Origin of the sequence: Microvirga sp. M2 (assembly GCF_047497095.1) — a bacterium.
Taxonomy (GTDB): domain Bacteria; phylum Pseudomonadota; class Alphaproteobacteria; order Rhizobiales; family Beijerinckiaceae; genus Microvirga.
The window spans coordinates 124,303-147,523 of record NZ_CP134065.1 but is presented as its reverse complement, the minus strand read 5'-3'; the positions used below and the strand labels follow the sequence as shown (position 1 = coordinate 147,523).

Below are 23,221 nucleotides of genomic sequence, written 5' to 3'. Positions count from 1 at the left end.
GCGTATCAGGTCAGAGATTCCTGCCGGCCGCGAACCAGCTGGGACAGAGCAACAGCGATCACCAAGGCTCCGCCGTAGAAGAGATCCTGCACGAACGTGTCGATGCCCATCAGAGATAAGCCCGAAATCCCTGTCACAAGTGCGTACACGGCGATGAAGGTTCCAATGGGATTGAACCTACCGGGAGAGATCGTCGTCGCGCCCAAGTAAGCCGCAGCAAATGCTGGCAGGAGCAATGCCGTGCCGGAGTTCGGGTCCGCTGCTCCAGATGTGCCGACAAAGACAATCCCTGCGGCCGCAGCGATCGCGCCGGAAGCCAGGAGAGAGACGAACCGTACGCGATCAACGGCAATGCCGCTCAGTCGGGCAACGTCCCGGCCTTTCCCGACAAACAGCGCCTTTCTCCCGATCGACGTGAAGCCCAGGAGGTACGTGAGGAGCAGACAGAGCACGATTGCGTAATAGAAGCTCAGGGATATGCCGAACAGTCGAACAGTGAGAACTGCGTCGACCACGCGCTGATCGATTCCGCTGATCGTCCGAGAGTCACTGATCCAGAGAGTAACGCCATGCAGGAAGGTACCTGTTCCCAGCGTCACGATCAGCGAGTGGATCCTGAAGAACAGAATGAAAAACGCGTTCACGATCCCGACAGCGATGCCAACTGAAATTGCAGCAAGCAGTGCCGGCCAGATCGACCATCCATGATCTACGTTCAGCACCGCAAACACCATCGCAGATAGTGTCATGACCTGCGCCACTGAAACGTCCATGTCGCCAGAAGTCAGCGGGATGATCAGCCCAAGTGTCAGGATCACCAGCACAGCCTGGGAACCAAACATGCTTGAGAAATTGGGCCAGGTCAGAAAGATATTGGGGAGCAAAATTGCAAACAATGCCGTAATGGCAGCCCAAACGATGACCAATCCAAAGCGTTCAAGCTGGATAAGGGCGTTTTTCCGTCTATGGCTCGGCATCGAGTTAACTCTTATCGCTATATCTGTCATCGCAAAGTTCCAATTCATTTTGCCTAGGAGGCACGGCGCAAGTCGAGCTCGAGGCTGTGGAAGCAGCTCTCGGTAATCTGGTCTTTCGTAAGCTCGCCGGCGGTGAGTTTCTTGACGACTTGACCGCGCGCAAAAACCAAAACCCGGTCGCAGATTGCGGCCAACTGTTCATGATCCGAGCTTGCGCAGACGACGCAGGCCCCATCCTGAGCCACCTTTGCAATCATACCAAAGATCTGCTCGCGCGCTCCGATGTCGACGCCTTGTGTCGGTTCGTCGAGCAAGATGAGGGGTGGTCGAGTCTGCAGCCACTTGGCGAGGACGACTTTTTGCTGATTACCACCACTCAAGGCGCTCAGTGGAAGGTTCATGTCCGCGGGGCGTACATCGTAGTCGCCAATCAACGGTTCGGCGTTCGCCGCAACTCGCCTGCTGGTAACGGCCCACGCCGGTATCGTGGTGCCAAGAACTGGCAGCGCAAGATTTTCGGCGACAGAAAAGCTCGGAACGATGCCGTCTTTCTGGCGGTCCGCAGGAATAAGGGCGATGCCTAAAGACATTGCGCCAGCGGGTGTCAACGTTTGTAGAGGCGCGCGCGTGCCATGGAGCGTAAGCTCGCCGCCTGATGCCTGCTCCGCACCATAAATAAGGTAGGGAACTTTGTCATAACCCGATCCAATGAGGCCCGTTAAACCGATTACCTCGCCTCGGGTTGCCTCTAACGAGAGTGGCGCCAAGCCTGGTGCGGTCAGCCCCTTGATCGTGAAAACCGGAGGCCCGGAGCGTTGCACTGCGGCGTGCTGACCGAACTCGACGCTGCGGCCAATGATCGCTCGAATGAACTCGTCGCGGGAGCTGGATTTGGTGTCAAGCGTCGCGGCAACGCGACCGTTCCGCAAGACGGTCGCTCGATCGGTTAGGGTTTTCACCTCATCGATGTCATGGGACACGAAGATTACGCTCGCTCCCTGCTGAGCCACCGCCCTGACAAGTCCAAAAAGGCGATCAACATCGGCGGCTGACAGGAAGGGTGTTGGTTCGTCGAGAATTAGCAAGCCATTCCTTGATTGGGTCGTCTGTCCTAACTCATCGAACGCGCGGATAATGGCGACAAGAGCTTTCTCGACAGGGGGAATGTCCGCAATCAGCGATTCCGGATGGATATCAAGACCATACTTGTCGAGTAAGTCCCGAGTGTCGCGCCGTGCTTTCGTCCAGTCGATTGCCCAGTTCGACCGCCGCACCAAGCGATTGACGAACAAGTTCTCTGTCACGGACAAACTTGGGACGAGACTGAGGGTTTGGTGGACAACAGCAATTCCGTACGAGCTGAACTCCCCGGGTGGAACTGGAAGCGGGACTTGACGTCCACCCAACTCGATGGAGCCGCCGCCGTCAGGAGCATGAAAGCCACTCAGGATCTTAATGAGGGTCGATTTGCCGGAACCGTTTTGTCCCAACAGGCCATGGATCTCACCGTAATTTACGGTAAGATCGACGTTTGAAAGAGCCTGGGCCCCGCCGAAGGATTTGCTGAGACCCTTGATGATCAGGTTAGGGCGAGGATGCTCCTCGCCCGTCGGTTTCGACAATATCATCACTGGAGCTTCCACAGCTTGTTGTAGCCATCGACGTAGGCGTCACCATAGCCGGCAGACGCTTTCGCCGGGACGCCGGCGCTCTCCACGTTCGTTTTATCGAAGATATAGAGGGGAATTTTGGGATTCTTGACGTGCGGAAGACCGCAGAGAATTCGCATTTCCGCGTCTATGACGGCATGCCCGATCCAGTCGAGGTTCTCACCAATATCCATATCGATTTTGCCCTGACGGACGAGATCGAGAATGGCTGGCGTCCCGTTGAACGTCGCAATCTTCACCCGGTTGCTTGATTGGGTGAGCTCAACGGCAGGAACCACATATCGAGCCATGTCGTCGTAAGTCGGAATGATGAAGTTCATCTCCGGATTGCGCAAAAGAGCAGCCTGAACAAGCGGCTGAATGCGCGATGCCCAATCCCCGACGGCCACGTTCACATATTCGACTTTGCAGGTCTCACACTTCTCGAACGTCTTCTTCACGCCCTTCACAATCGCTTCGGACGAGAAGGAATCGAGGGCCGTGATCACCAGAACGTTGGCTTTGCCTTCGGTTTTGGCAATGGCCCACATGGCCTCGAGTTCACCGGCCTTTTCATAGTCGGCTGGCACCGAGAAAAATGGCTCCGGGCGCTTTTGATCGAAGCCGCCGTCGTGCGAGGCGACGACCGGAATGCCAGCCTTCCGAGCTTCCGCAGCTTGGGGAACGAGTGCCAGGAGGTCAGGCGCAAACAGGTCGATAAGGTCATACTTCTGGTTCACACCGTGCTGAATGCCCTGGATCCACTGAGAACGCTGCCCCGAGTTCTTATACTGGTTGAACTGGAAGCCAACCTTCTTGGAGGCCGTCTCCATAGCCCCCATAACCGTGTTGACGAATGCGATGCTGTTCGAGAATGGGACCGAAAGGATCTTTTTGTCCTTCATGCATTGCTTGGCATCGAAGGCTTCGCCCGGCGCCGAGAACTCTGGAATCTTTTGGTGAGCGGCAATTTCAGCCTTGATCGTCTCTAGATCGAGCGCATTTGCACTAGAGGATCCAACACAGAATGCAGCGAGGCATATCGCAGATAGTACGGCGTGTTTGACGTGCTTGTCCATATTTTCCCACCTTTGACCGAGCGCTCCATGGTTATTTCTTACCGGCGCCTACCTCGAACGATGATGCTAGAAAGAAACTTGGACAAGTGAATTGATTTGAACTGGAAGTGTCTAAATTTGTGAAGAGTCCCCGCCTCTTTGAACGAGATTCAGCGCCTGGCGCATGCAGGACTGGTGCTCTTGCCCCTGCCAGATCAGAGAGCAATGTCGTTCGCTCCCTAAGCAGAGTAAGGGTCTCCTCCGCAGCGTGGCCGCTGCGGGTTCCGGCATTTGGTGGGTGAAAGTGCCGTCAGATTCTAAGAGCGGGCTTCCTTCGCAATGCTAATGGCGTCGCGCCAATCTTGGAGGGCGATCTGCGGCAGTCACTGCTTCAATCAGCACGTCTGCGGGTGCTCGATCAGCGGACCGCTTATGGCGTTCGGACTTGTCTTTGGCGAAGGACTGTCGGTTCGTAGGAATGATCAAATCTATTGAACTCAGGGTGTCAGAATATTCCGTTTGTCAGCGAGTGCTGGTCAAAACATTCTAGCAGCGGCGCCATCGAGCAACAAGGTGCGCCGGGCTAAGGACATTACGACTTAATTTGGGAAGCATCTGACATGGTCCAGATCAATGGCGACAGACTCATTGCGACGTTACGGGAGGTTGCGCAATTCGGCGCTTATAAAACAGGGGTTCATCGGCCGACGTTTTCCTCTCAGGACATGGACGCACGCGCGTGGTTGATCCAACGGATGGAACAAGCCGGGCTTTCCGCCTCCATCGACGGCGTTGCGAATGTCATTGGCAGGTCGAGCAATAACGGGCCGGTCCTTTTGGTCGGATCTCACTCAGAATCGCAAAATTATGCTGGCTGGCTCGATGGGATTCTAGGAGTTATTTACGGATTGGAATTGGCGCAGAGCATCCACGAACAAGGCTTACCATTTGCTGTTGATGTCGGGGCTTGGTCTGACGAAGAATGCCACTACCTCCAGTTTCTCGGAAGCCGCTCATTCTGCGACGATCTTGCAGACCATGAGATCGACGTGGCGCGGAATAAGGACACTCGAGAGCCGCTTCGCGACGCGCTGCGTCGGGTAGGTCTTGAAGGACGTCCGCGTGAGCTGATCGATCCTTCAAGGTATGTCGGATACCTTGAAGCTCATATCGAACAAGGAGACTATCTGGACAGTCACGATCTGAAGGCTGGGATCGTCACCAGTATCGTTGGACTTTGGCAATACAGAATCACCGTCAAAGGGCAACAAAATCATGCCGGCGCAACCCGCATGGTGGCTCGAAAGGACGCCGGTGTCGCTCTTATGCGACTGTTCGCGATGATTGAGGAGCGGTTTCCGCAAATTGCGGGCGAGCGGTCTGTCTGGACCGTCGGCAAAATCGAACTCGACCCGGGGGCTCCGTCCATCATCCCAGGAGGAGCCGAAATGTTGTTCCAGTTCCGGGACGAAAGTCTTGTGCAGTTGGAGCGGTTTGAGCGTGAGCTCGTCGGTCTGATTGAGAAGCTGAATGCGGCGGGCCCCTGTGAGTACGAGCTTCACATCGTGGATAAGGCCGTGCCCAAAGTTATGGATCCATCGCTCCAGAATCACCTTGAAGCCGCAGCCGAGCGGTTTGCTCCGGGCAAGGCAGTTCGCATGCCGAGCGGTGCGATGCACGATGCCCAGATTTTCGCAAAACGTCTCTCAGCGAGCATGCTCTTCGTTCCCAGCATTGGTGGGATCAGTCACCATTGGACGGAGAATACGTCAGACGACGATATCATTCTCGGCGGCAGAATATTTGCCTCCGCTGCCGGGAGCATTCTGAAGGAAGCGGCTGTCTAACGTCGCCTATTCGACGGCGTCAGGTATTTGGATCGCGCGTCGCTCGGCGTGGTCGCCGTGTCCGATCGCGGTTGATTTGGGGATCGAATGGAAGATTTTCGATCCCCCGCCCTTCCCAACCGAGGTCACGGATTCTGAACGCTACCTCGAACGGTGGCCGAACTTTGGGTTATCTGCCTCTCAGCCACGTACGCATGAGTGATTGCCTGCCTGGCAGCGCTTTCATTCTCGCCGCCGGATGGGATAGCTGCGCGCGGGTATTTTCCCACTGGATGGATTGCAACCTATCCAAACCATGAAACCGGGGAATAGCTCGAGGACCGCTAAGCGAACCGGAACCACTCAACCAAGTAATGCAACACAATCAACGGTTTTGTTACTTGAGCGAAGGAGTGCCTTCCCTGTGGCTCAGTGGTACGCGGCACCGCGTGGGCGGGCACCCGAGATCGGAGGCTCGATTGATTCATAATGCATGTTGAGTTTAAAGGTAGTGTGGCTGCTTGATTGGAGCGTCTTAATCAACGCTCGTTCAACATCTCGTCGCCACGCTCGGACTTTTCATGTGCCAAGTGAGATGTGCTATGCGCCTCAAACAAGTTGAGACATTCTATTGGGCTGCGCGTCTCGGCAGTTTTACAAAGGCTGCCCAGAAGCTCAATGCAACGCACTCTGCTGTTTCAATGCGAATACAGGAGCTTGAGGCAGGCCTCGGAACGAAGCTCTTTGATAGATCGCAGAGAGCCGCAAAGCTCACCTCGGATGGTTTTCACCTGTTACCCATCGCAGAACAGATGCTCGACGCAGCTGAGAAGATGACGGGCTTTAAGCAAGGGCAAGGGACGGTCTCCGGCTACGTTAGACTCGGCGTAGTCGAAACGATTGCCATGACCTGGCTGGCTGACCTGATCCATAATCTTGGAAAGGATTTTCCCGGAATCCAGGTAGAAGTAGAGGTTGCTCTTTCCCATATACTTGAAGAAAAGCTTTATAGTGGCAACTTGGATGTGATATTGGCTCCATGTTCGATGTCCAAGGCGCGCTTTGCACACACTTCGGTTGGCGAAATCCCATTCCGGTGGATGTGTAGTCCGGACTTAGATGTTCCACGCCAAGTGACGGCGAAGGATATTGGAGATTTGCCTCTTGTGGTAACATCTAGAGAGCAAAATTTCCGTGGCACCCTTCTTGAGTGGGCAACGTCTAATCAGCTAAGAATCAAAAAACCAATCATTTGCAACACATTTGTAATTGCGAAGAGGCTTGTTTCTGCAAATATAGGCGTAGCTTTCTTGCCTCTACCTATCTACGAAGACGATCTCGCTAAAGGTAACTTAGTTTTGATTTCGTGCGCTCCTGAAGCCGCTCCGATGGAACATTTTGTCATCAGGCCTTTGACAGAGCCAACCCTTGTCCATCTTGCTGTTGAGAGTGTGGCGCTGAATGTATCAACGTTTACAAGAACGCCTGCGGACTGACTCAATACGCCGCAGACCCGGATGGAAGTTCGCGGATCAGGTCCAAATCAGAACCACGTGCTTGAAGCACCTGTCGCAAAGTTGGTTTTCCTGATCCCGTCTCGTGACCGTTGCGCCATCTCTCTCCTTCGATCTTCCCACGCCCCAACAGCCCCTCAGCTGCGACGGCTTATGCCGCCGCGACGGCACCGTTCTCTTATTCCGGGGATTCTGGTCAAGCCCTTTGAGCGGCCCTTTCCGTCAGTTCGGCTGATGTCACCTGTCGGGTCATGGTTCTCTCCGCGGTCGGCAGACACCGCCGCATGATGGGGTCGGAAGCCTCAGCCTCGCCATGTTGCATACGCGGTCAATCTGCTCCCTGAGGTTCAGGTCTCAGGCCGCAACGGTGCCCACGCGATGGCTGCTGCCTCGTCCCGACAAGGGACATCACTCCGCCAGGCGGCGGATCTCGTGAGCTACAATCTCATGCCGGCAGCCCCTCCTTGTTGGACCAGCGGAAGTCGGTGCCATCGTGCCACATCCTGTGGAGGATGACCGACAGCTTACGGGCGACCGCCACCATGGCCTTCTTTCCACCGACCTTCCTGGCAAGCCGCGTCCCCCAGGCCTTGATCGGCGACCAGCGCGAGACCCGGTTGAGAATGATGCCCGCCGCCTCAAAGAGGTAGGTTCGGAGGAGCGGATCGCCGCACTTGGAGATCCGACCGCTCCGGTCGATCTCGCCTGACTGATACCGTCGTGGGGTCAGGCCCAGGTAAGCCCCTACACTGGACGAGCTCGAGAACCGGTCTGGTGTGTCGATGACACTGATATAGGCCAACGCGACCAGAGAGCCGACACCGGGAGCCGTCATCAGGCGTCGGGCCGCCTGATCCTGGCGCGCCAGCCCCCTGAGGCGACGGGAGAGGATGCCGATTTGCCGGCTGACCTCCTGCAAGGCTGTCAGGAGGGCCTCAACCGCATCCTTCAGGGGCCCATCGGCCACCAGTTCGCGCACGCGGTCGATGAAGGACTGACGGCCTCCCTTGCCAGCGACCAGACCAAAGGGCTTGAGCATGCCTCGGATCTGGTTGATCAGGTCCACACGCACCTCGACCAGACGGGCGCGTGAGCTGAGAAAGCTGCGGATCACTTGGCTGTCGAGGCTCTTGACCGTGACCTCCCGGTACCAGCCCGTGCGCACGATCTGCGCCAACCCAAGCGCATCATTCGGGTCGGTCTTGTTCACCTGCAGCGACAGCGCTGCCTTGGCATGGCGCGCATCCAGGCAGATCACAGGCAAGCCGCGCTTCTTCAACTCATGCCAGTGCCAGGTCGACAACGGGCCGCTTTCCAGGCCAATCCGCTCCACATACGGGGCTCTCGCTTTGATGACTGCGGCAATGGCCTCTGGCGTCGAGGCGCATTTGCCACGCCAGAGTGCCTTCCCTTGCTCGTCGACAATACAGACGGCGGTCTGCTCGAGCGAGACGTCCAACCCGACATACTGCTTCATGAGGATACTCTCCGTTGGCTTCCAGTTTGGCCTGATCGCATCAGACCTTACTTTGCCGTCGAAGGGCACCAGGCCCGGAATAACCCCATGTTGCATTAACCTTGGCGGTATAGGGAGTGGCGGCCATCTGAGGAGCCACCCTGTTGTCTCTGTTCAAACGCCGCCGCTTTCCAGTTGAGATCATCCTGCTGTGCGTGCGGTGGTACTGCAAGTACGGGATCAGCTATCGCGATCTAGCCGAAATGATGTCTGAGCGCGGTGTCAGCGTCCATCCAAGCACGATCTTCCGATGGGTGCAGCGCTACGCGCCAGAAATCGAGAAGAGGGTCCGCCGCTTCCAGGGATCTCGTTCCGGGTCGTGGCGAGTGGATGAGACCTATGTTTATTGCGCGACGATCTGGATCAGAGGAGCGCGGCGATCAGAATGGTGATTTGCTGTCGCGGCATAACGATGATTGTCGCGCCGCGACAGAGATGCAAGCGCTTTCTTGATTGTCGCTGTGGGCGTCAATCAGGATGAGGTTTTGATTGTCGCGCGCGTCGGCGGACGACCTGGTCCACGCTTGCGCTCAATAGCGGCTCTGCGGCGATAGCTCTCGACATTCATCTCGAAGATCGTCGCGTGGTGCACCAGGCGATCCACCGCGGCGAGCGTCATCGCTTGATCCGGAAAGACCGAGTTCCAGGCTCCAAAGGGCTGATTGGCCGTTATCAAGAGCGAGCGACGCTCGTACCGGGCGCCGATCAGTTCAAAGATGACGCTGGTTTCGGCCTGATCCTTGCTGACATAGGCGAGGTCATCGAGGATCAGCAGATGATACTTGTCGAGTTTGGCAATCGCCGCCTCGAGCTGCAGATCCCGCCGAGCCGTCTGCAGCTTCTGCACCAGATCGGTGGTGCGGGTGAACAGCACCCGCCAGCCATTCTCCACCAGGGCCAGGCCCAGAGCGGCCGCCAGATGCGACTTGCCCCCGCCCGGCGGGCCGAACATCAGCAAATTGGCGCCCTTCTCGAGCCAGCTGTCACCGGCCGCCAGCGCCATCACCTGCGCCTTGCTGATCATCGGCACTGCGGAGAAGTCGAAGCTGTCGAGGGTCTTGCCGGGCGGAAGACGGGCCTCGTCGAGATGGCGCTGGATGCGCCGGCTGGCGCGCTCGGCCATCTCGTGTTCGGCCAGAGCCGCCAGGAAGCGGGCCGCCGGCCAGCCTTCCTTGTCGGCACGGGCGGCGAAGTCCGGCCAGATCGTCTTGATGGCGGGAAGCCGCAGGTCGTTGAGCGCCAGGGTCAGGCGACCGACATCGATGGCATCGGGACTCGTCATGCGACCTCTCCCTGATGCACGCGGGCGAGTTCCTCGTAGGCGCTGAGCGGCACATGAGAGACCACAATGTCGGGCACCGCACCGGCATCCGGACTGAAGAGCACGCGCAAGCTCTTGAGATCCGGCAGCCGGCCGGCATCGAGATCTGCATCGAGGCGCGCGGCGAGTTCGGCCTCGCAGGCGCGCTCGTGCGCCAAGGCGAGCAGGTCGACCATGGTGCGGCAGGCGGTCCGGACGGGAAGCTGGCCCATCATCGCCTCAAACGCGCGGGTATAGGCTTGCCGGGGAAACAGCTGGTCGCGGTAGACCAGCCCCATCAGGGCCATGGGCTTGCGTCTGAGCGAGTGGATCACGTGCCGGTAATCGACCACATGCCCGTGTTTGCCGTCGGGATGAGCCCGCCCGCGCGGCAGTGTGAACTGATGCGTGCCGCCGAGATAAACCTCGAGGCGATCATCAAAGAGCCGCACGCGGAGCCGGTGGCCGATCAGGCGCGAGGGCACGCTGTAGAACACCTTGCGCAGGACGAAGCCGCTGGTCGAGGTCACGGTGACGATGGCATCCTCGTAATCGGCGGTGCGCCGGTCCGGCAGCTCCTGCAGGGCAGCGCGCTCGACCGCGATCTGCGGCGCCACGCGGGCATTGCGGCGACCGATCACCTCGTCGATGAAGCGGCGGTAGGCCAAAAGATCGGCAAAGTCGCGTGAGCCGCGCAGCAGCAGGGCATCCTCGATCACCTTCTTGAGGTGTCCATGCACGCTCTCGATGGCGCCGTTCTCGTGGGCAATGCCCGTATTGTTGCGGCTCGGCTCCATGCCGTAATGGGTGCACAGGGCATCATAGCGCCGGGTCAGGTCCTCGCGGGCGTCGCGATCGAGGTTGCGGAAGGCAGCCGAGAGGCTGTCGCTGCGGTGTTCGCGGGGAGCCCCACCCAAGGCCCAGAGGGCGTTCTGCAGCCCCTCGGCGAGAGCGACATAGCTCTCGCCGCCGAGCACCACATGGGCATGCTCGAAGCCGGAATAGGCGAGCCGGAAGTGATAGAGCCGGTGATCGAGCGGCTGGCCGGCGATGGTGATGGCCAGATCAGCCATGTCGGTGAAGTCGGACAGCCCCATGCGTCCGAGCTCGTGCACCTGGCGGAAGATGACCTCCTGCTCGGGGCCGTGCAGGGCGCGCCAGGCGCGGACACGGCGCTCGAGGGTGCGGCGGATGCCGGTGCCGAGCTCGGGATGGCGGCGGACGATCTCCTCGAAGAGAGCCACGGGGCGCAGGCTCGGGGCGGCTTGCAGCAGCGGGACGATCTCGCTGTCCCAGACGGCCTGAAGCGGATCGGGGCGCCGGCGCCCGCGTGGGGCCTTCTTCTGCGAGGGCAGACGCGGGTCCTTGTCGATGCGATAGCCGGTGGAGGGACTGAAGCCGGCCTTGGCGGCGGCGATCGGGGTGGTGTCGGTGTGACGAAGCTTCATGTAGAGTCTCATCTGGCAGTCGGTGATGTGGCGGCCGGGCAAAGGCTGTGTTCCTCATTGGACGTGAAGAACTCCAATCCTTATCCGGTCGGCCACGACAGCCAGACGGCGCGGTCCTGACGGATCGTGCCGTCGCCGCTGCCGCCCCTCCGGTCGGGCCTCGGCCCTCCCTGCGGAGCGGCAGCGGCGTCACCTCTCAAGATGATTGCCGCTCAACTTCCAGCCTGATCGCCGCGCGGCAGAACGGTGTTTCCGTTCCCGGTCCTACTGTCGCCTGGAAGAGCCGCCGGCATGGCAAGCGACAGGATCGGCGGTGGGCCAGAGCCTGGAGCCCGGAGCAGATTGCCCGACGCCTGCCGATCGACTTTCCGGACGACGAGACCATGCGCATCAGCCACGAAGCGATCTATCAGGCCCTCTTCGTCCAAGGCAAAGGAGCGCTGCGCCGCGAACTCACGGCCTGCTTGCGAACCGGGCGGGTGTTGCGGGTGCCGCGGGCACGCGTCCGCCGGCGCGGCAAGAGTTTTGTCTCACCCGAGATCATGATCAGCCAGCGTCCTGCCGAAGCGGCCGATCGGGCGGTGCCAGGTCATTGGGAAGGAGACCTTATCCTGGGCCTTGGCAGCTCGGCGATTGGCACTCTGGTCGAGCGCACAACCCGCTTCACGATGCTGCTTCATCTTCCCCGTTTGGCAGGCCACGGTGATTGGCCGCGCATCAAGAACGGGCCTGCGCTGGCTGGCCATGGGGCCGAGGCTGTACGCGACGCAATCACGCGCACCATCATCACCTTACCCGAAGAGCTGCGCCGATCCCTGACCTGGGATCAGGGCGCCGAGATGGCTCAGCATGCCCGTCTCAAGATCGATGCGGGCGTCCAGGTCTACTTTTGCGATCCGCAAAGCCCATGGCAGCGTGGTACCAACGAGAACACGAACGGGCTGCTGCGTCAGTACTTCCCGAAAGGCACTGATCTGAGCGCGCACAGCGCGGAGGAGATTGCGGCGGTGGCGGCCGCCCTCAACGCAAGGCCGAGAAAGACGTTGGGCTGGAAAACCCCTGCAGAGGCGCTTGACGAATGGCTGCGGGAGATCAACAGAATCCATGTTGCGACGACCGTTTGAATCTGTCCAATACGCGGCCGAGGCCTACGCCCAACAACTGGCTCTGATGAAGGCGAAGGCGTCAATGAGCCGAACGGCTTGCTGCTACGACAATGCCCCGATGGAGTCGTTCTTCCATTCCTTGAAGGTCGAGCTGGTCCATCAGCGGAGCTGGGCGACCCGCGAAGAGGCGCGGCGCGACCTGTTCAGCTACATCGAGGGCTACTACAATCGGCAGCGCATTCATTCGGCTCTCGGGTATCTCACGCCCGAACAGGCCGAGCGGACAGCGAGCTAACCCGGTGTCCACTCAATCGGGGGAAGATCATCTGGAGAACTGGTCGCGCGAGTTCCGGGATTGGTCCGTCCAGATCCTCAACAGTTCGCACGAGGTGCGGAACGTGAGCGGGTCCTTTCGCCACCACGATGCCGAATTCCGTCAGATGTCCCCGCAGGGCATTGATGATCTGGGTGCGTTGCCTGACCAGGAGATCGCGGGCCCGGAACACGAGAGCTGCAGCCTGGTCTTCCTCACTCTTGGGCGCCACAAAGCGCATGGTCGGGCGCTGGGCCGCCTCGCAGATCGCCTCGGCATCCGTCGCATCGTTCTTCTGGCGCTTCACAAAGGGCTTCACATAAGCGGGTGGGATCAGCCGGACCGCATGCCCGAGGCGGCCGATCTCGCGGGCCCAATGGTGGGCGCTGCCACAGGCCTCCATGGCCACCGTGCAGGGCGGTTGGCCAGCAAAGAAGGTGAGCACCTGGTGCCGCCGCAGCTTCTTGCGGAACAAGACCGCTCCCGATGCATCGGCGCCGTGTACCTGGAACACGCTCTTCGCCAGATCCAACCCAATCGTACTAACCTCTCTCATGGACGCCTCCCTCAAGTGGTGCTCTTCAACACCTCCACTGTGGCACACCGAGGCCGTTGGGGGCGTCCACCTCATCAGAGCCCTCGAACGATCTGGCGAACTGGTTCAGGACCGTGGTGAGGCCGAACGGATCGGACATGAACGCCATGATGGGATCGAAGAACCAGGCGTGCTGCCGTGCGAAGGCCGCGAATAGCGGGGGAACGCCACCGCCAAGACCTGTAAGACCACAAACTCCTTGAACGGGAACCCGTCCGACTTCTCCTGCGCTGACTGGTTCATGCGCTCACTCCTCCTTCGTGGGCTAGCCCCACAGTGAAAGCGTGTAGGCAAAACTCTGTCGGCGCAATGGCGAACCGACGGGAAGACTCTCATGAAAAGAAAAATCCACCGCGAGGGTGGGTTCCTTGGTCGTCCTGGGGAGCTGGAGCCTATCGGCCGAACAACTCCGAGTGCGTCCCGAGCCTGACGAACTCGATAGAGTCGTCATCGGCGGTGTACATGAGGAGGAAGTCGCCTCCGATATGCGCCTCCCGCGTCCCTTTCCATTCGCCGGAAAGCTCGTGGTCGGCCCATTCCGCGCCGAGCGGCTTCTTCAGGATGAGCAACGTCATCAGCTCGGTGGCGCGGTTCATGTCCACCTTTCCGGCCTTGTAGTATCGGTCCCAGTCCTTCTTGAATTGCTTGGTGTAGTCCGATGCCCTCGGGAGCGGTGCCCGCCTCTCGTCGCTCGATTTCTTCAAGATGGCTCCTCTCGGCGCTTACTTCTTGCTTCCGCCGAGGCTTTCGAAGAGCTCGTCCGGTGTCGCAAAACGCGCCTTGCGGGCCTTCCTCATCGCACGAGCCTCCTCGATTGCGGCCTGGGTCTCCTCGTTGGGCACCTTGAGCTCGAGCGGGAAGCTGTGGGTTGCGGCAACCCGGTGAAGGAACACCCGGACGGCCTCAGAGACGGAAAGGCCAAGCGACCCGAGAACGGCAGAAGCCTCTTCCCGAATGTCGTCATCGACCCGGACGTGGATCATTTTGGTAGCAGCCATATCAAGCTCCTTGCTAGCTCGCCCTATATGTATCTCAATTGAGATACAGTCAAGGGCCTAACCCATCCCCGGCCAGCGAGTTCCTTCCTGACCATCTGCACCATCATCCGTCAGTGAGGACGGCTCCCCGAGGATTAGCCCTTCACGCTTTCATTGTGGGGATGGTCGCGGCTGGTGGGGTGTGGGTGTCGCCTCGAGGGGTTGGGAAGGCCCACAGGGTGCGGCATAGGAGGCTTCTCTATGCGGCGGTTTGAGGTCAAGCGCTTTCAGGCCTTCCACATTCCCGATGTTTGACGTCACTTGCGGGCCCTTGCTTCTCTTCGGGATCAGCTCTGTGGCTCTCCCAGTATGGGATCAGAAGAACGAGGCAGCCCAATCTGTTGCGCGTTCTGATCGCGCAAAACGCGACCGACACAAGTGCCCTAGCGAACTCACCTCATCCATCGTCCCGCGAGGGACGTCTCTCCACCGGCTGGCGGAACTCGTCGATCCTTCTGTTCGCGTGATAGATTGTTGCGGTGAGTGATCAGGCGGCTGTCACGGTGCTCTCCCGCGTCCAGTGGAACTCGGTGCCGTCGCTCCAGAGGCGGTGCATGATCACAGCCAACCGGCGTGCCAGAGCCACGATGGCCTTTTGCAGGCCGCGCCGGCGGGCCACATTCATGGCCCAGGCCTTCAGCCAGGACCATTTCTGCACCCGGGTCAGCAGCACCTGAGCGGCCTCATAGAGCAGCGCTCGCATCATGGCGTCGCCGCACAAAGAGACGCGCCCGATCCGATTGCTCTCGCCGGACTGGTTGAGAACCGGCGTGAGCCCGAGAGCTGGGCCAACGGCCTTGGAATTCTTGAACCGCGCCGGAATGTCGATCGTGGCGCTAAAGGCCAGAGATACCACGGGACCGACACCGGGAATGGTCATCAAGCGCCGGCAGACGTCATCGTCCCGGACGGTCGCCAACACTTTGCGGTGAAGAGTAGCAAAGCGCTCCCGCAGGCTCTGATGGGCTTCGAGCAGGCAGGCCATGATTTCAGCCAGTTCCGGTAGGTCGGCCACGAGCTCGCGGATCCGGTCCTCGAACCTGATCTTGCCAATGACCCCGACCTTGAGCCCGAAGTTGCGCAGCAGCCCGCGGATGTCATTCTCGATGGCAATGGCTTTCTCCTGCAGCAACTTACGGGCGGTCAGCAGAGCCCTGCGGTGCTGGCTCGCCAGGGTCTTCACATGGACGGACCGGAACAGGTTGACGCGCATCATCTGAGCAATGCCGCGAGCATCGTTGCGGTCGGTCTTGTTCACCTGCGCCTTCAGGAACGCCTTGGTGTGGCGTGTCTCGATGCAGATGACCGGCAATCCCGCCGCGGCCAGCCCGCTGTAGAGCCATTGAGACAATGGGCCGGCTTCGAGCCCGACCCGCTCGAGCCGCCAGGCTGGATCCCGGAGCACCTGAACCAGGTCGTCTGGATGGCTGGTCACCTTCAGTTCGCGACACCTTGCCCGTCTCGTCCAGAATGCACAAAGAAGTCTCTTTGACCGAGACATCGAGGCCGGCATAATGCTTCATGCTGCGCTTCTCCCACTGAGGCTTGTGGCTGGTCCTATCCAGACCACGTTGTACCATCAGCCTGAAGCGCAGCACCTCCGACAGTCGATGAAGATGGCGCTAAGCCGAATACCCCATCTGTTGCATCGTGAGCATGAACCTTTGCCAAGGGCTGCCGTTTCCGTCCTCATAGGAGACTCAAATGGCGAAACTCACCACGAAGGAACGCGACAAGTTGCCCGACAGCAAGTTCGCGCTCCCTGGGCACAAGTATCCCGTCGAGGACGCTGCTCACGCGCGAAATGCGAAGGCGCGGGCCTCTCAGCAGGTCAAGGCCGGAAAAATGTCAAAGGCTGACGAGAAGAAGGTCAATGCCAAAGCCGATAAGGTGCTGAAGGGGGACTGACCGGGATCTCAACGGTCCCTCTTGCGCTGCAAGTTGCCATCCTACGGCTAGGACGCGGGGGAGGCCTTCGATCCAGGCGGCTTGAAGATCGACAACAGGATGGCTCCTCGTTCAGCCATCGTTCGCTACAAGGCCAAGGTTAATGCAACGGTGCCGTCGTAGGTCCGTTTGCCGTCATGGCGCAAGCGCCCGGTCACCAGAAGGTGGCATGTCGACGAAACTTATATCAAGGTGCGTGGCCAATGGCGGTATTTGTATCGGGCCATCGACAGCAACGGCGACACGGTGGAATTCTGGTTCAGCGAACGACGCAATCTGACGGCGGCCAAGCATTTCCTGCGCAAGGCGCTCAAGCGCCACGGCCGGCCCGGGCAGATCGTGATCGATGGCAGCCAAACGAACCAGGAGGCGATCCTATCTTGCGATACCACTGACCGGCTCCAGGATCGGTCAAGACGCGGACTGAAGCCAATCCGAATCCGGCAGAGTCGCTACCTCAACAATCGTATCGAACAGGATCATCGCACTATTAAGCGGCGGGTTCGACCGATGCTCGGATTCAAATCGATGGCGTCCGCTCGGGCGATCTTGGATGGCATTGAGATGGTACACATGATGCGGAAAGGACAGGCGAAGTATACCTGCAGTCCGCAGCCTTCACTGGCAGAGCAGTTCGATTTGCTTGCCGCCTGACCTGTAACGGAGCGTCGGCCATCTTCGCGTCTCTGCTCCAAATTTGCGACGCAACCGGTCGTCAAAGTAACTGGCCTTCCCTCGCATGGCCCGCTCGGTGATCGGACCGATGGTGTCCCACACCTCCGACCAGACCTCAGGGAACGGCCGCCCAAGGCTGTTCGGCTTGTCACCCATGATCGGAATGTAGGCGTCATTGTAGAAGCTCGTCAGTTCCTGTCCCCAGGCTAGGTAAGTGGGAAAGGCGGAGCTCAGCATGATGCTTAAGGCAGTGCGGAGCGACTGCGGCCAAGTCTCGGCTGGCCCGAGAGGCGTAGCAGCCCAGTCGTGGGTTCGCACGCGTTCACCCATGCTGCCGCCGTCGGGAAAGGCTTCCGCGGTGCTCATTTCATTCTCTTTGGAAACAGATCATGAGCGGCCCTCCGACAGATCCTTACGGTTGTGAGGGCAGTTTGCCAAAAGGAACTACGCCTACGCGTCTTCCCTGGCCAATCATACCTACAACGATACATCGCAGATACCCGCAGCACCCTTTGACGCCCTGATCCAGGTCTCCTAGTGCCTAGACAGTCTGTTTCCGGACTATGCTCCAGCGCTCCCGCCCGCTCGTTACTGCGATGCACCGAGTCAGACGCAGCCGGGGCTCGGCCCATCTCGTGCTAGGCCACGATCTCGCGCTCTTTCCGGCGCAGGAGACGGTAGCGCGTTTCGAGACCAGCCATGATACGCTCGACCGCGGCCGGGTCGGCCACCTCCGTGTCCCAACCGGGAGCGATCCCCAAAATAACATTCAGGCCTCTGGAGCTATCGGGATACAGGATGCATGCTCCCGACCGTTGTCATGTACTCTGAGTACGCGATGGACGAACTTCCAGTGAGCTCCAGACTTGAGCAGGCGGCGGGCTGTGTGCCGCGGTCGCTGCCTCAGGTATAGATTGTGAATGTCCACATGAAGTCAATTACTCACGTTCCGAACTTTCGCTGAACGTCAGCTTCCTAAAGCGGACCAAGGTCTTTGATCCGGCGAGTGGCGGGAGCGATGGCCGAACTTGCCACGAGGAAACGTTCAAGCTCACCGACATGACAGCACGCTTCGGCCAAGCCTATGAATTGGGGGTATGATCGCGCTGGATCTCAAAGTCGGATTGCGAAAACGTCACGCTTTGGGTCGGCCTTTGTCCAAGGCGTCTGATGGCTTGAAGTGCATCAAACGAGAGTTCGCGACAAATAAGGCGCCGTACGGCTGCCTGATGCTTTTGCTACTTCGACGGGCGGCCCCGATGCAACCACCTGCCCGCCCTCGTCGCCGGCTCCCGGACCGAGATCCATGATCCAGTCGCTTCTCGCGGCAACGCGCATGTTGTGCTCGACCACGATGACCGTGTTGCCGGCTTCGACCAGCCCATCGAGCTGAGCCACGAGCCTCTCCACATCGGCGGGATGCAGTCCGGTCGTCGGCTCGTCGAGGACGTAGAGCGTATCGCCGCGTTGGATCCGTTGAAGCTCGGTCGCAAGCTTGATCCGCTGCGCCTCTCCTCCGGACAGCTCGGTCGCGGGTTGGCCCAGCCGCAGATAGCCCAGCCCCACCTCGCGCACGATCGTGAGCGACCGGTGCAAAGGCGGCTCGTCGGCGAAAAACTCCCAGGCTGCATCGACCGTCATTCCGAGCACGTCGGCGATGGATTTGTCCCGGTATTTGATCTTAAGCGTGTCGGCATTGTACCGAGTGCCGTGGCAGGTCGGGCATGGGGCGTAGACGCTCGGGAGGAACAGCAGCTCGACCATCACGAAGCCTTCGCCCTCGCAATGCGGGCAGCGGCCCTTGGCGACGTTAAACGAGAAGCGTCCCGCATCGTAGCGGCGGGCGCGGGCCTGCTTGGTGGCGGCAAACAGCTTGCGGACATGATCGAAAAGGCCGGTATAGGTCGCCAGGTTCGAACGTGGCGTGCGCCCGATCGGCTTCTGATCGACCCGCACCAGGCGCTTGATGCCTTCCATGCCACTGATGATCCGGCCCTCGCTGGCCGTTGTCGCTGCCCGTTCCAGTTCCTCGCCCTCTTCTTCCGGCTCGCGGATATCGTGACCAAGATGATCCGCCACCAGTTCGACCAATGCCTGGCTCACCAGGCTCGACTTGCCTGAGCCGGATACGCCTGTCACGGTCGTGAGCACGCCCAGGGGAAATGCGACGTCGAGCCCGTCCAGGTTGTTGCGTGTAACCCCGGCGAGGCGCAGCCAGCCGTTCGGTGGGCGCACCTTCCGGGGTGGGAGAGAGCTTTCTCCGAACAGGAAACGCCGGGTCAGCGAGGCCTCGACCTGGCTGAGTCCGTCCGGGGGACCGCTATAGATCACGCGGCCGCCCTGCTCTCCCGCGCCAGGACCGACATCGACGATCCAGTCGGCATGACGGATGACATCGAGATTATGCTCGACCACGAACTGCGAGTTCCCGGATGCCTTCAGTTGCCCGAGCGCCTTCAGCAGCGCCTCGGTATCCGCCGGATGGAGCCCAGCCGACGGTTCGTCGAGCACATAGACGACGCCGAAGAGATTGGAGCGCACCTGAGTGGCCAGCCGCAGCCGCTGGAGCTCGCCGGGCGAAAGGGTCGGGGTGCTGCGGTCGATGGCGAGATAGCCGAGCCCGAGATCGAGCATGACACTGAGCCGGGCGACAAGATCCTGCGCGATGCGCTGAGCGACCACCGCCTTTTCCGGATGCTTCGCCTCGATCTCTGCCAGCCGCGAGGCGGTTCCGTCCGCATAGGGTCGGAAGATATCGGCGAGACGGACGAGTGGCAGACTGGAGATGTCGGCGATGTCCAGTCCCGCAAACGTGACGGACAGGGACTCGGGCCGAAGGCGCTTGCCGTGGCAGAGCGGGCATTCAGCGCTCACCATGTACTGCGCTACGCGCCGTTTCATCAATGGACTCTGCGTGTTGGCGAAGGTGTGCAGCACGTGGCGCTTGGCGCTCGTGAATGTGCCCTGATAGGCTGGCTCCTCCGTGCGCTTGAGCGCGCGCCGAACCTCCGCTTGAGTGTACCCTGGATAGACGGGAACGGTCGGCTGCTCATCGGTGAAAAGAAGCCAGTTCCGGTCCTTCTTGGGCAGGTCCCGCCAGGGCCGATCCACGTCGAAGCCGAGCGTGGTCGCAATATCGCGCAGGTTCTGGCCATGCCAGGCGGTCGGCCAGGCGGCTATTGCCCGCTCGCGAATGGTCAGGGTGTCATCTGGCACCATCGATCGCTCGGTGACCTCATAGACCCGGCCGAGCCCATGGCACTGGGGACAGGCCCCCTCGGGCGTATTGGGCGAGAACGACTCGGCATAGAGGATCGACTGCCCACGCGGATAGTCACCTGCCCGGGAGTAGAGCATGCGCAGCAGGTTGGACAAGGTTGTGACGCTGCCCACCGAGGAGCGCGTGGTCGGTGAACCGCGCTGCTGCTGCAGCGCGACGGCAGGCGGCAGACCATCGACATCGTCGACATCCGGAACGGGCATCTGGTGGAACAGTCGCCTGGCATAGGGCGACACCGACTCGAGATATCGCCGTTGCGCCTCGGCATAAAGGGTTCCGAAGGCCAGCGAAGACTTTCCGGAGCCGGACACGCCCGTGAAAACAACCAGAGCATCGCGCGGGATCTCAAGATCGATGTTCTTGAGATTGTGCTCGCGGGCCCCACGGACACGGACAAATCCCATTCGTTCCTGCACAGCCGTCGGTGAAGTGGGCTCAACATCTTTCTGCATCGGACAGCCTGATGAAATGTCGGATCCGCGAACATCTAGGGTGATCCAACGCTCCCGCCAGAGGAATAACTTCCACTTCTGCGCGTGGAGCCTCGCGATGGATAGTCACTGGAAATAGGCTGGCCACTCGGGCAGATGCTGCCGGAGCGACAGGTCCGGAATGCGGCGCTCGTTAACTGACAATCATCAAGGGCCGCCTCGAGATTACACTGCGAAGTCCGCGGCCCTTTCCGAAGGTCTGGTGTTTCCTCCTTGAGCTGACGTTCGCGCTAGTTCGACCCAGTGCCAAAGACGACTTGGCCTATCCTCGATCTCGCAGTGCCTCGTGCAGGTCAGGTGCACACAGGCATGCCGATCCGCGCGTCGCGCTCGCGCAGCCACGCCATGACCGGGATGCTCAGCAGCGCCATCCAAGCTTTGCCGATGATCTGCGGCAGCAGGAACTCAAGGCTCCCGAAGGCTAGGAACAGGAACACCGCGCTGTCGATAACCAGCCCTACAACACTGCTCGCGAGCACCGCTAGGATCAGACCCCGCTGCTGCAATGGCGTGTAGACGCCCAGATCCGCCAGTTCGGACAGCAGAAAAGCTGCCGTCGAGGCGAGGATAAGCGCCGGGGGGGCAAAGACTACCGAGAGGATTGCCCCTACCCCGATGGCAGCCAGCGCCCAGTACCGCCCCAGACGCCGCTGCACCAGATCCCGCAGCACGAGAGCAAGGCCGACCACCAGCACACCGCTGGGGGCCGCCAGACCTGGCGCCACGGGGATCAGGCAGGGGCCGTCCGGAACACAGACGGTTCCGACATGGCCGACGAGCCAGTTGGCGGCCGGGATGCAGGCGGTAAAGCCCACAAGGAATGCAATGCCCTCAATGCGGCGACGAAGATCAGAGGTCATGTGTGTAACTTCCAAAGAAACGATGATGATCCTTAGCCGAACCTAGGAGGCCAAATTGGCCTGATGCTCGCGGCAAGCCTCGATCCAGTAGTCCGGGTCTTCGTACGAGGTTGGATCCGCTACGCCCGCGAGATGGAACGCCTCTCGCCGCTCAACACAGGTGCCGCAGCGCCCGCAATGCCGCTCACCACCCTGGTAGCAGGACCAGGTATCAGCAAAGGGCACACCCAGCCGGGCACCTTCACGCACGATGTCGGCTTTGCTCTGCCGCACGAAGGGCGTGTAGAGGGTGACGTTCGCCAAACCCTCCAGCGCATGGCGCTGCATGATGTCGAAGCTCTCGACGAAGTCGGGACGGCAATCCGGGTAGATGAAGTGGTCGCCGCCATGCACCGCGGCCGCCACCGCCTCGGCCTGCTCGGCCGCTGCCACGCCGAAGGCAATCGCCAGCATGATGGCGTTGCGGTTGGGCACTACAGTGATCCGCATAGTGTCTTCCGCATAGTGGCCCTCCGGCACTGGTTCTCCGCTGGTGAGAGCTGATCCAGTCAGGAGGCGCCCGATGGCGGAGATGTCAATGATGTCGTGCGGCACGCTCAGCCGCACGGCGCAGGCATGGGCCGAGGCCAGTTCCTTCCTGTGGCGCTGGCCATAGTCGAAGGACACGAGGCGCGTGAGGGTTTGCTCAGCCGCAACCTTGTGCGCGAGCGTGACGGAGTCTAATCCGCCGGAACAGATGATGAGAGTCTTCACCAGAGCTCCTTGTTTTGACCGGGTAGGCTGCGACCGGATCGGCTCACGTGCCGATGAACGTTGAGCAAATGGAAGACGTGAACGCGTGGCTTTACCAAGCCCTCACCCCATCTGCGTCACGGCATAAGGACCAATGCGGGTGCAGGTGTCAACGAGAATACATTCCACCACAGACTCCTCCTCAACCAGACCTCGATTTCGTGACAGGATCGCGCCGAGACCCTCAGCCGCGGGGGAATGCCCTTGTTGACCCCGGCGGAATAGGCGCTGATATGACCAATGGACTTCCGGCTGGGCGCTTCAGGCAAGAGTGATGAATGATGAGACGTGGCCGAGACCGAAAGAACTCCCGCGAGAAAATTCTTCCGGCATCGGCTTGAAGCGGCCATGGAGACCTACGCCGGCACGCGGGCCGCCGGGATTATCACCGCTTTGCCCACGGTTGGGACCGGTGCCGTCGTCGTGAAGCAGGCTACCCCCAGCGTCATGACGCGCGGATCAGCCCTCGCGGCGGCGCTGACGCAGCAGGCCGCGGTCGCCTCTCTCCCGCTGGGAGCCAGCGTGGGGAGGGTGTGGTAGGGCGTGTTCCCGGCTGCCGCTTCTTCGGTCCTGGTCGGCGTGGCCGGTGGGCTCCTGGCGGTCAGCTCCATCGCGGCAGCCTTTGCCAGCATCCTCGCCCACCCGGCACAGCGGAAGCTGGGGCTGCATCAGCGCCGTCTGCTGCGCCTAATCGATGCCCTAAAACGTCAGTGGCAAGCGGAGCGGGAAGGATCGGGTTTTACCGCCTGCGATCCTTACGTGGCACGATTGCTCGACCTCATTGATCTTCTGGGCGGCGCCTATCGACTCGCGAAAGCATAGGGGGCCGGACCCAAC

15 protein-coding genes and 7 pseudogenes are annotated in these 23,221 nt (G+C 60.3%); 8 read left to right on the top strand and 14 right to left on the bottom strand.

Annotation, left to right across the window (positions count from 1 at the left end; genetic code table 11):
• Positions 1-5: 5 nt before the first annotated feature.
• The 3 genes from RE429_RS29305 to RE429_RS29295 are packed head-to-tail and all read right to left on the bottom strand — an operon-like array spanning position 6 to position 3,705.
• Positions 6-977 carry an ABC transporter permease gene (locus RE429_RS29305; RefSeq protein WP_414476330.1) on the bottom strand — a complete coding sequence of 324 codons (972 nt, stop codon included), beginning with the start codon at positions 975-977 and terminating at the stop codon, positions 6-8.
• Between the two features lie 53 nt (positions 978-1,030).
• Positions 1,031-2,605, bottom strand: a complete 1,575-nt coding sequence (locus tag RE429_RS29300) for a sugar ABC transporter ATP-binding protein (RefSeq protein WP_414476329.1) — start codon at positions 2,603-2,605, stop codon at positions 1,031-1,033.
• Positions 2,605-3,705 (bottom strand): sugar ABC transporter substrate-binding protein, encoded by a 1,101-nt coding sequence (locus RE429_RS29295; RefSeq protein ID WP_414476328.1) that lies wholly within the window; start codon positions 3,703-3,705, stop codon positions 2,605-2,607. The genes RE429_RS29300 and RE429_RS29295 overlap by 1 nt, the downstream gene beginning before the upstream one ends.
• 599 nt (positions 3,706-4,304) lie before the next feature.
• Between RE429_RS29295 and RE429_RS29290 the strand changes: the two genes are divergently transcribed.
• Together RE429_RS29290 and RE429_RS29285 are read left to right on the top strand one after the other, a co-directional pair.
• The gene (locus tag RE429_RS29290; protein ID WP_414476327.1) at positions 4,305-5,531 is read left to right on the top strand and encodes a hydantoinase/carbamoylase family amidase; all 1,227 of its coding nucleotides are present in this window, start codon (positions 4,305-4,307) and stop codon (positions 5,529-5,531) included.
• A 581-nt stretch (positions 5,532-6,112) separates the two neighbouring features.
• A complete protein-coding gene (locus RE429_RS29285) occupies positions 6,113-7,006 on the top strand; it encodes a LysR family transcriptional regulator (RefSeq protein ID WP_414476326.1) in 894 nt (297 codons plus the stop codon).
• 463 nt (positions 7,007-7,469) lie between these two features.
• Here the strand turns inward: RE429_RS29285 and RE429_RS29280 are convergent, their stop codons facing one another.
• Positions 7,470-8,501 (bottom strand): IS110 family transposase, encoded by a 1,032-nt coding sequence (locus tag RE429_RS29280; RefSeq protein WP_414476485.1) that lies wholly within the window; start codon positions 8,499-8,501, stop codon positions 7,470-7,472.
• A 143-nt stretch (positions 8,502-8,644) separates the two neighbouring features.
• Between RE429_RS29280 and RE429_RS29275 the strand changes: the two are divergent.
• Positions 8,645-8,902, top strand: a pseudogene (locus tag RE429_RS29275) (IS6 family transposase); the annotation flags it as partial.
• Positions 8,903-9,012: 110 nt separating this feature from the next.
• On the opposite strand, the gene istB reads toward RE429_RS29275, so the two are convergent.
• Together istB and istA are read right to left on the bottom strand one after the other, a co-directional pair.
• Positions 9,013-9,822 carry an IS21-like element helper ATPase IstB gene (gene istB / locus RE429_RS29270; protein ID WP_414476325.1) on the bottom strand — a complete coding sequence of 270 codons (810 nt, stop codon included), beginning with the start codon at positions 9,820-9,822 and terminating at the stop codon, positions 9,013-9,015.
• On the bottom strand, positions 9,819-11,300 hold the full coding sequence (gene istA / locus RE429_RS29265) for an IS21 family transposase (RefSeq protein WP_414476324.1): 1,482 nt from the start codon (positions 11,298-11,300) through the stop codon (positions 9,819-9,821). Before istA ends, istB begins: the two co-directional genes overlap by 4 nt.
• A 230-nt stretch (positions 11,301-11,530) precedes the next feature.
• Here istA and RE429_RS29260 point away from each other — a divergent pair.
• Together RE429_RS29260 and RE429_RS29255 are read left to right on the top strand one after the other, a co-directional pair.
• Positions 11,531-12,412 (top strand): annotated as a pseudogene (locus tag RE429_RS29260) (IS30 family transposase); the annotation flags it as partial.
• Between the two features lie 7 nt (positions 12,413-12,419).
• A pseudogene (locus RE429_RS29255) lies at positions 12,420-12,689 on the top strand (IS3 family transposase); the annotation flags it as partial.
• Between the two features lie 25 nt (positions 12,690-12,714).
• Here the strand turns inward: RE429_RS29255 and RE429_RS29250 are convergent.
• The 4 genes and pseudogenes from RE429_RS29250 to RE429_RS29235 all read right to left on the bottom strand — a co-directional run.
• A pseudogene (locus RE429_RS29250) lies at positions 12,715-13,263 on the bottom strand (IS110 family transposase); the annotation flags it as partial.
• A gap of 431 nt (positions 13,264-13,694) precedes the next feature.
• Complete coding sequence (locus RE429_RS29245; protein WP_414476323.1) at positions 13,695-14,006, bottom strand: type II toxin-antitoxin system YafQ family toxin; 312 nt, start codon at positions 14,004-14,006, stop codon at positions 13,695-13,697.
• Between the two features lie 18 nt (positions 14,007-14,024).
• Positions 14,025-14,300: a type II toxin-antitoxin system RelB/DinJ family antitoxin gene (locus RE429_RS29240; RefSeq protein ID WP_414476321.1), complete on the bottom strand. Its 276-nt coding sequence runs from the start codon at positions 14,298-14,300 to the stop codon at positions 14,025-14,027.
• A gap of 526 nt (positions 14,301-14,826) precedes the next feature.
• A pseudogene (locus tag RE429_RS29235) lies at positions 14,827-15,862 on the bottom strand (IS110 family transposase).
• A 181-nt stretch (positions 15,863-16,043) separates the two neighbouring features.
• Here RE429_RS29235 and RE429_RS29230 point away from each other — a divergent pair.
• A complete protein-coding gene (locus tag RE429_RS29230) occupies positions 16,044-16,247 on the top strand; it encodes a hypothetical protein (RefSeq protein WP_414476320.1) in 204 nt (67 codons plus the stop codon).
• Positions 16,248-16,427: 180 nt separating this feature from the next.
• Positions 16,428-16,940: pseudogene (locus RE429_RS29225) on the top strand (IS6 family transposase); the annotation flags it as partial.
• Here RE429_RS29225 and RE429_RS29220 read toward each other — a convergent pair.
• The 4 genes from RE429_RS29220 to queC form a co-directional block, all read right to left on the bottom strand.
• Entirely contained in the window at positions 16,905-17,327 is a 423-nt protein-coding gene (locus tag RE429_RS29220) for a hypothetical protein (RefSeq protein WP_414476319.1), read from the bottom strand. The pseudogene RE429_RS29225 and the gene RE429_RS29220 overlap by 36 nt on opposite strands.
• Positions 17,328-18,146: 819 nt before the next feature.
• Complete coding sequence (gene uvrA, locus RE429_RS29215) at positions 18,147-20,645, bottom strand: excinuclease ABC subunit UvrA (RefSeq protein WP_414476318.1); 2,499 nt, start codon at positions 20,643-20,645, stop codon at positions 18,147-18,149.
• A gap of 380 nt (positions 20,646-21,025) precedes the next feature.
• Positions 21,026-21,592: a VUT family protein gene (locus tag RE429_RS29210; RefSeq protein WP_414476317.1), complete on the bottom strand. Its 567-nt coding sequence runs from the start codon at positions 21,590-21,592 to the stop codon at positions 21,026-21,028.
• A gap of 42 nt (positions 21,593-21,634) precedes the next feature.
• The gene (queC, locus tag RE429_RS29205) at positions 21,635-22,345 is read right to left on the bottom strand and encodes a 7-cyano-7-deazaguanine synthase QueC (RefSeq protein WP_414476316.1); all 711 of its coding nucleotides are present in this window, start codon (positions 22,343-22,345) and stop codon (positions 21,635-21,637) included.
• Between the two features lie 387 nt (positions 22,346-22,732).
• Between queC and RE429_RS29200 the strand changes: the two are divergent.
• Positions 22,733-23,206: pseudogene (locus RE429_RS29200) on the top strand (DUF6635 family protein).
• The last annotated feature ends 15 nt before the right edge of the window (positions 23,207-23,221 follow it).

Excerpts from the sequence above, each read along its gene's own strand:
- istB (WP_414476325.1), bottom strand. The coding sequence starts at position 9,822 with ATGACGAGTCCCGATGCCATCGATGTCGGTCGCCTGACCCTGGCGCTC.
- uvrA (WP_414476318.1), bottom strand. The coding sequence starts at position 20,645 with ATGGGATTTGTCCGTGTCCGTGGGGCCCGCGAGCACAATCTCAAGAAC.
- RE429_RS29285 (WP_414476326.1), top strand. The coding sequence starts at position 6,113 with ATGCGCCTCAAACAAGTTGAGACATTCTATTGGGCTGCGCGTCTCGGC.
- RE429_RS29295 (WP_414476328.1), bottom strand. The coding sequence starts at position 3,705 with ATGGACAAGCACGTCAAACACGCCGTACTATCTGCGATATGCCTCGCT.
- RE429_RS29220 (WP_414476319.1), bottom strand. The coding sequence starts at position 17,327 with ATGAGCACCGCGGAAGCCTTTCCCGACGGCGGCAGCATGGGTGAACGC.
- RE429_RS29280 (WP_414476485.1), bottom strand. The coding sequence starts at position 8,501 with ATGAAGCAGTATGTCGGGTTGGACGTCTCGCTCGAGCAGACCGCCGTC.
- RE429_RS29305 (WP_414476330.1), bottom strand. The coding sequence starts at position 977 with ATGCCGAGCCATAGACGGAAAAACGCCCTTATCCAGCTTGAACGCTTT.
- RE429_RS29290 (WP_414476327.1), top strand. The coding sequence starts at position 4,305 with ATGGTCCAGATCAATGGCGACAGACTCATTGCGACGTTACGGGAGGTT.
- RE429_RS29230 (WP_414476320.1), top strand. The coding sequence starts at position 16,044 with ATGGCGAAACTCACCACGAAGGAACGCGACAAGTTGCCCGACAGCAAG.
- RE429_RS29210 (WP_414476317.1), bottom strand. The coding sequence starts at position 21,592 with ATGACCTCTGATCTTCGTCGCCGCATTGAGGGCATTGCATTCCTTGTG.
- RE429_RS29300 (WP_414476329.1), bottom strand. The coding sequence starts at position 2,605 with ATGATATTGTCGAAACCGACGGGCGAGGAGCATCCTCGCCCTAACCTG.
- RE429_RS29240 (WP_414476321.1), bottom strand. The coding sequence starts at position 14,300 with ATGGCTGCTACCAAAATGATCCACGTCCGGGTCGATGACGACATTCGG.
- istA (WP_414476324.1), bottom strand. The coding sequence starts at position 11,300 with ATGAGACTCTACATGAAGCTTCGTCACACCGACACCACCCCGATCGCC.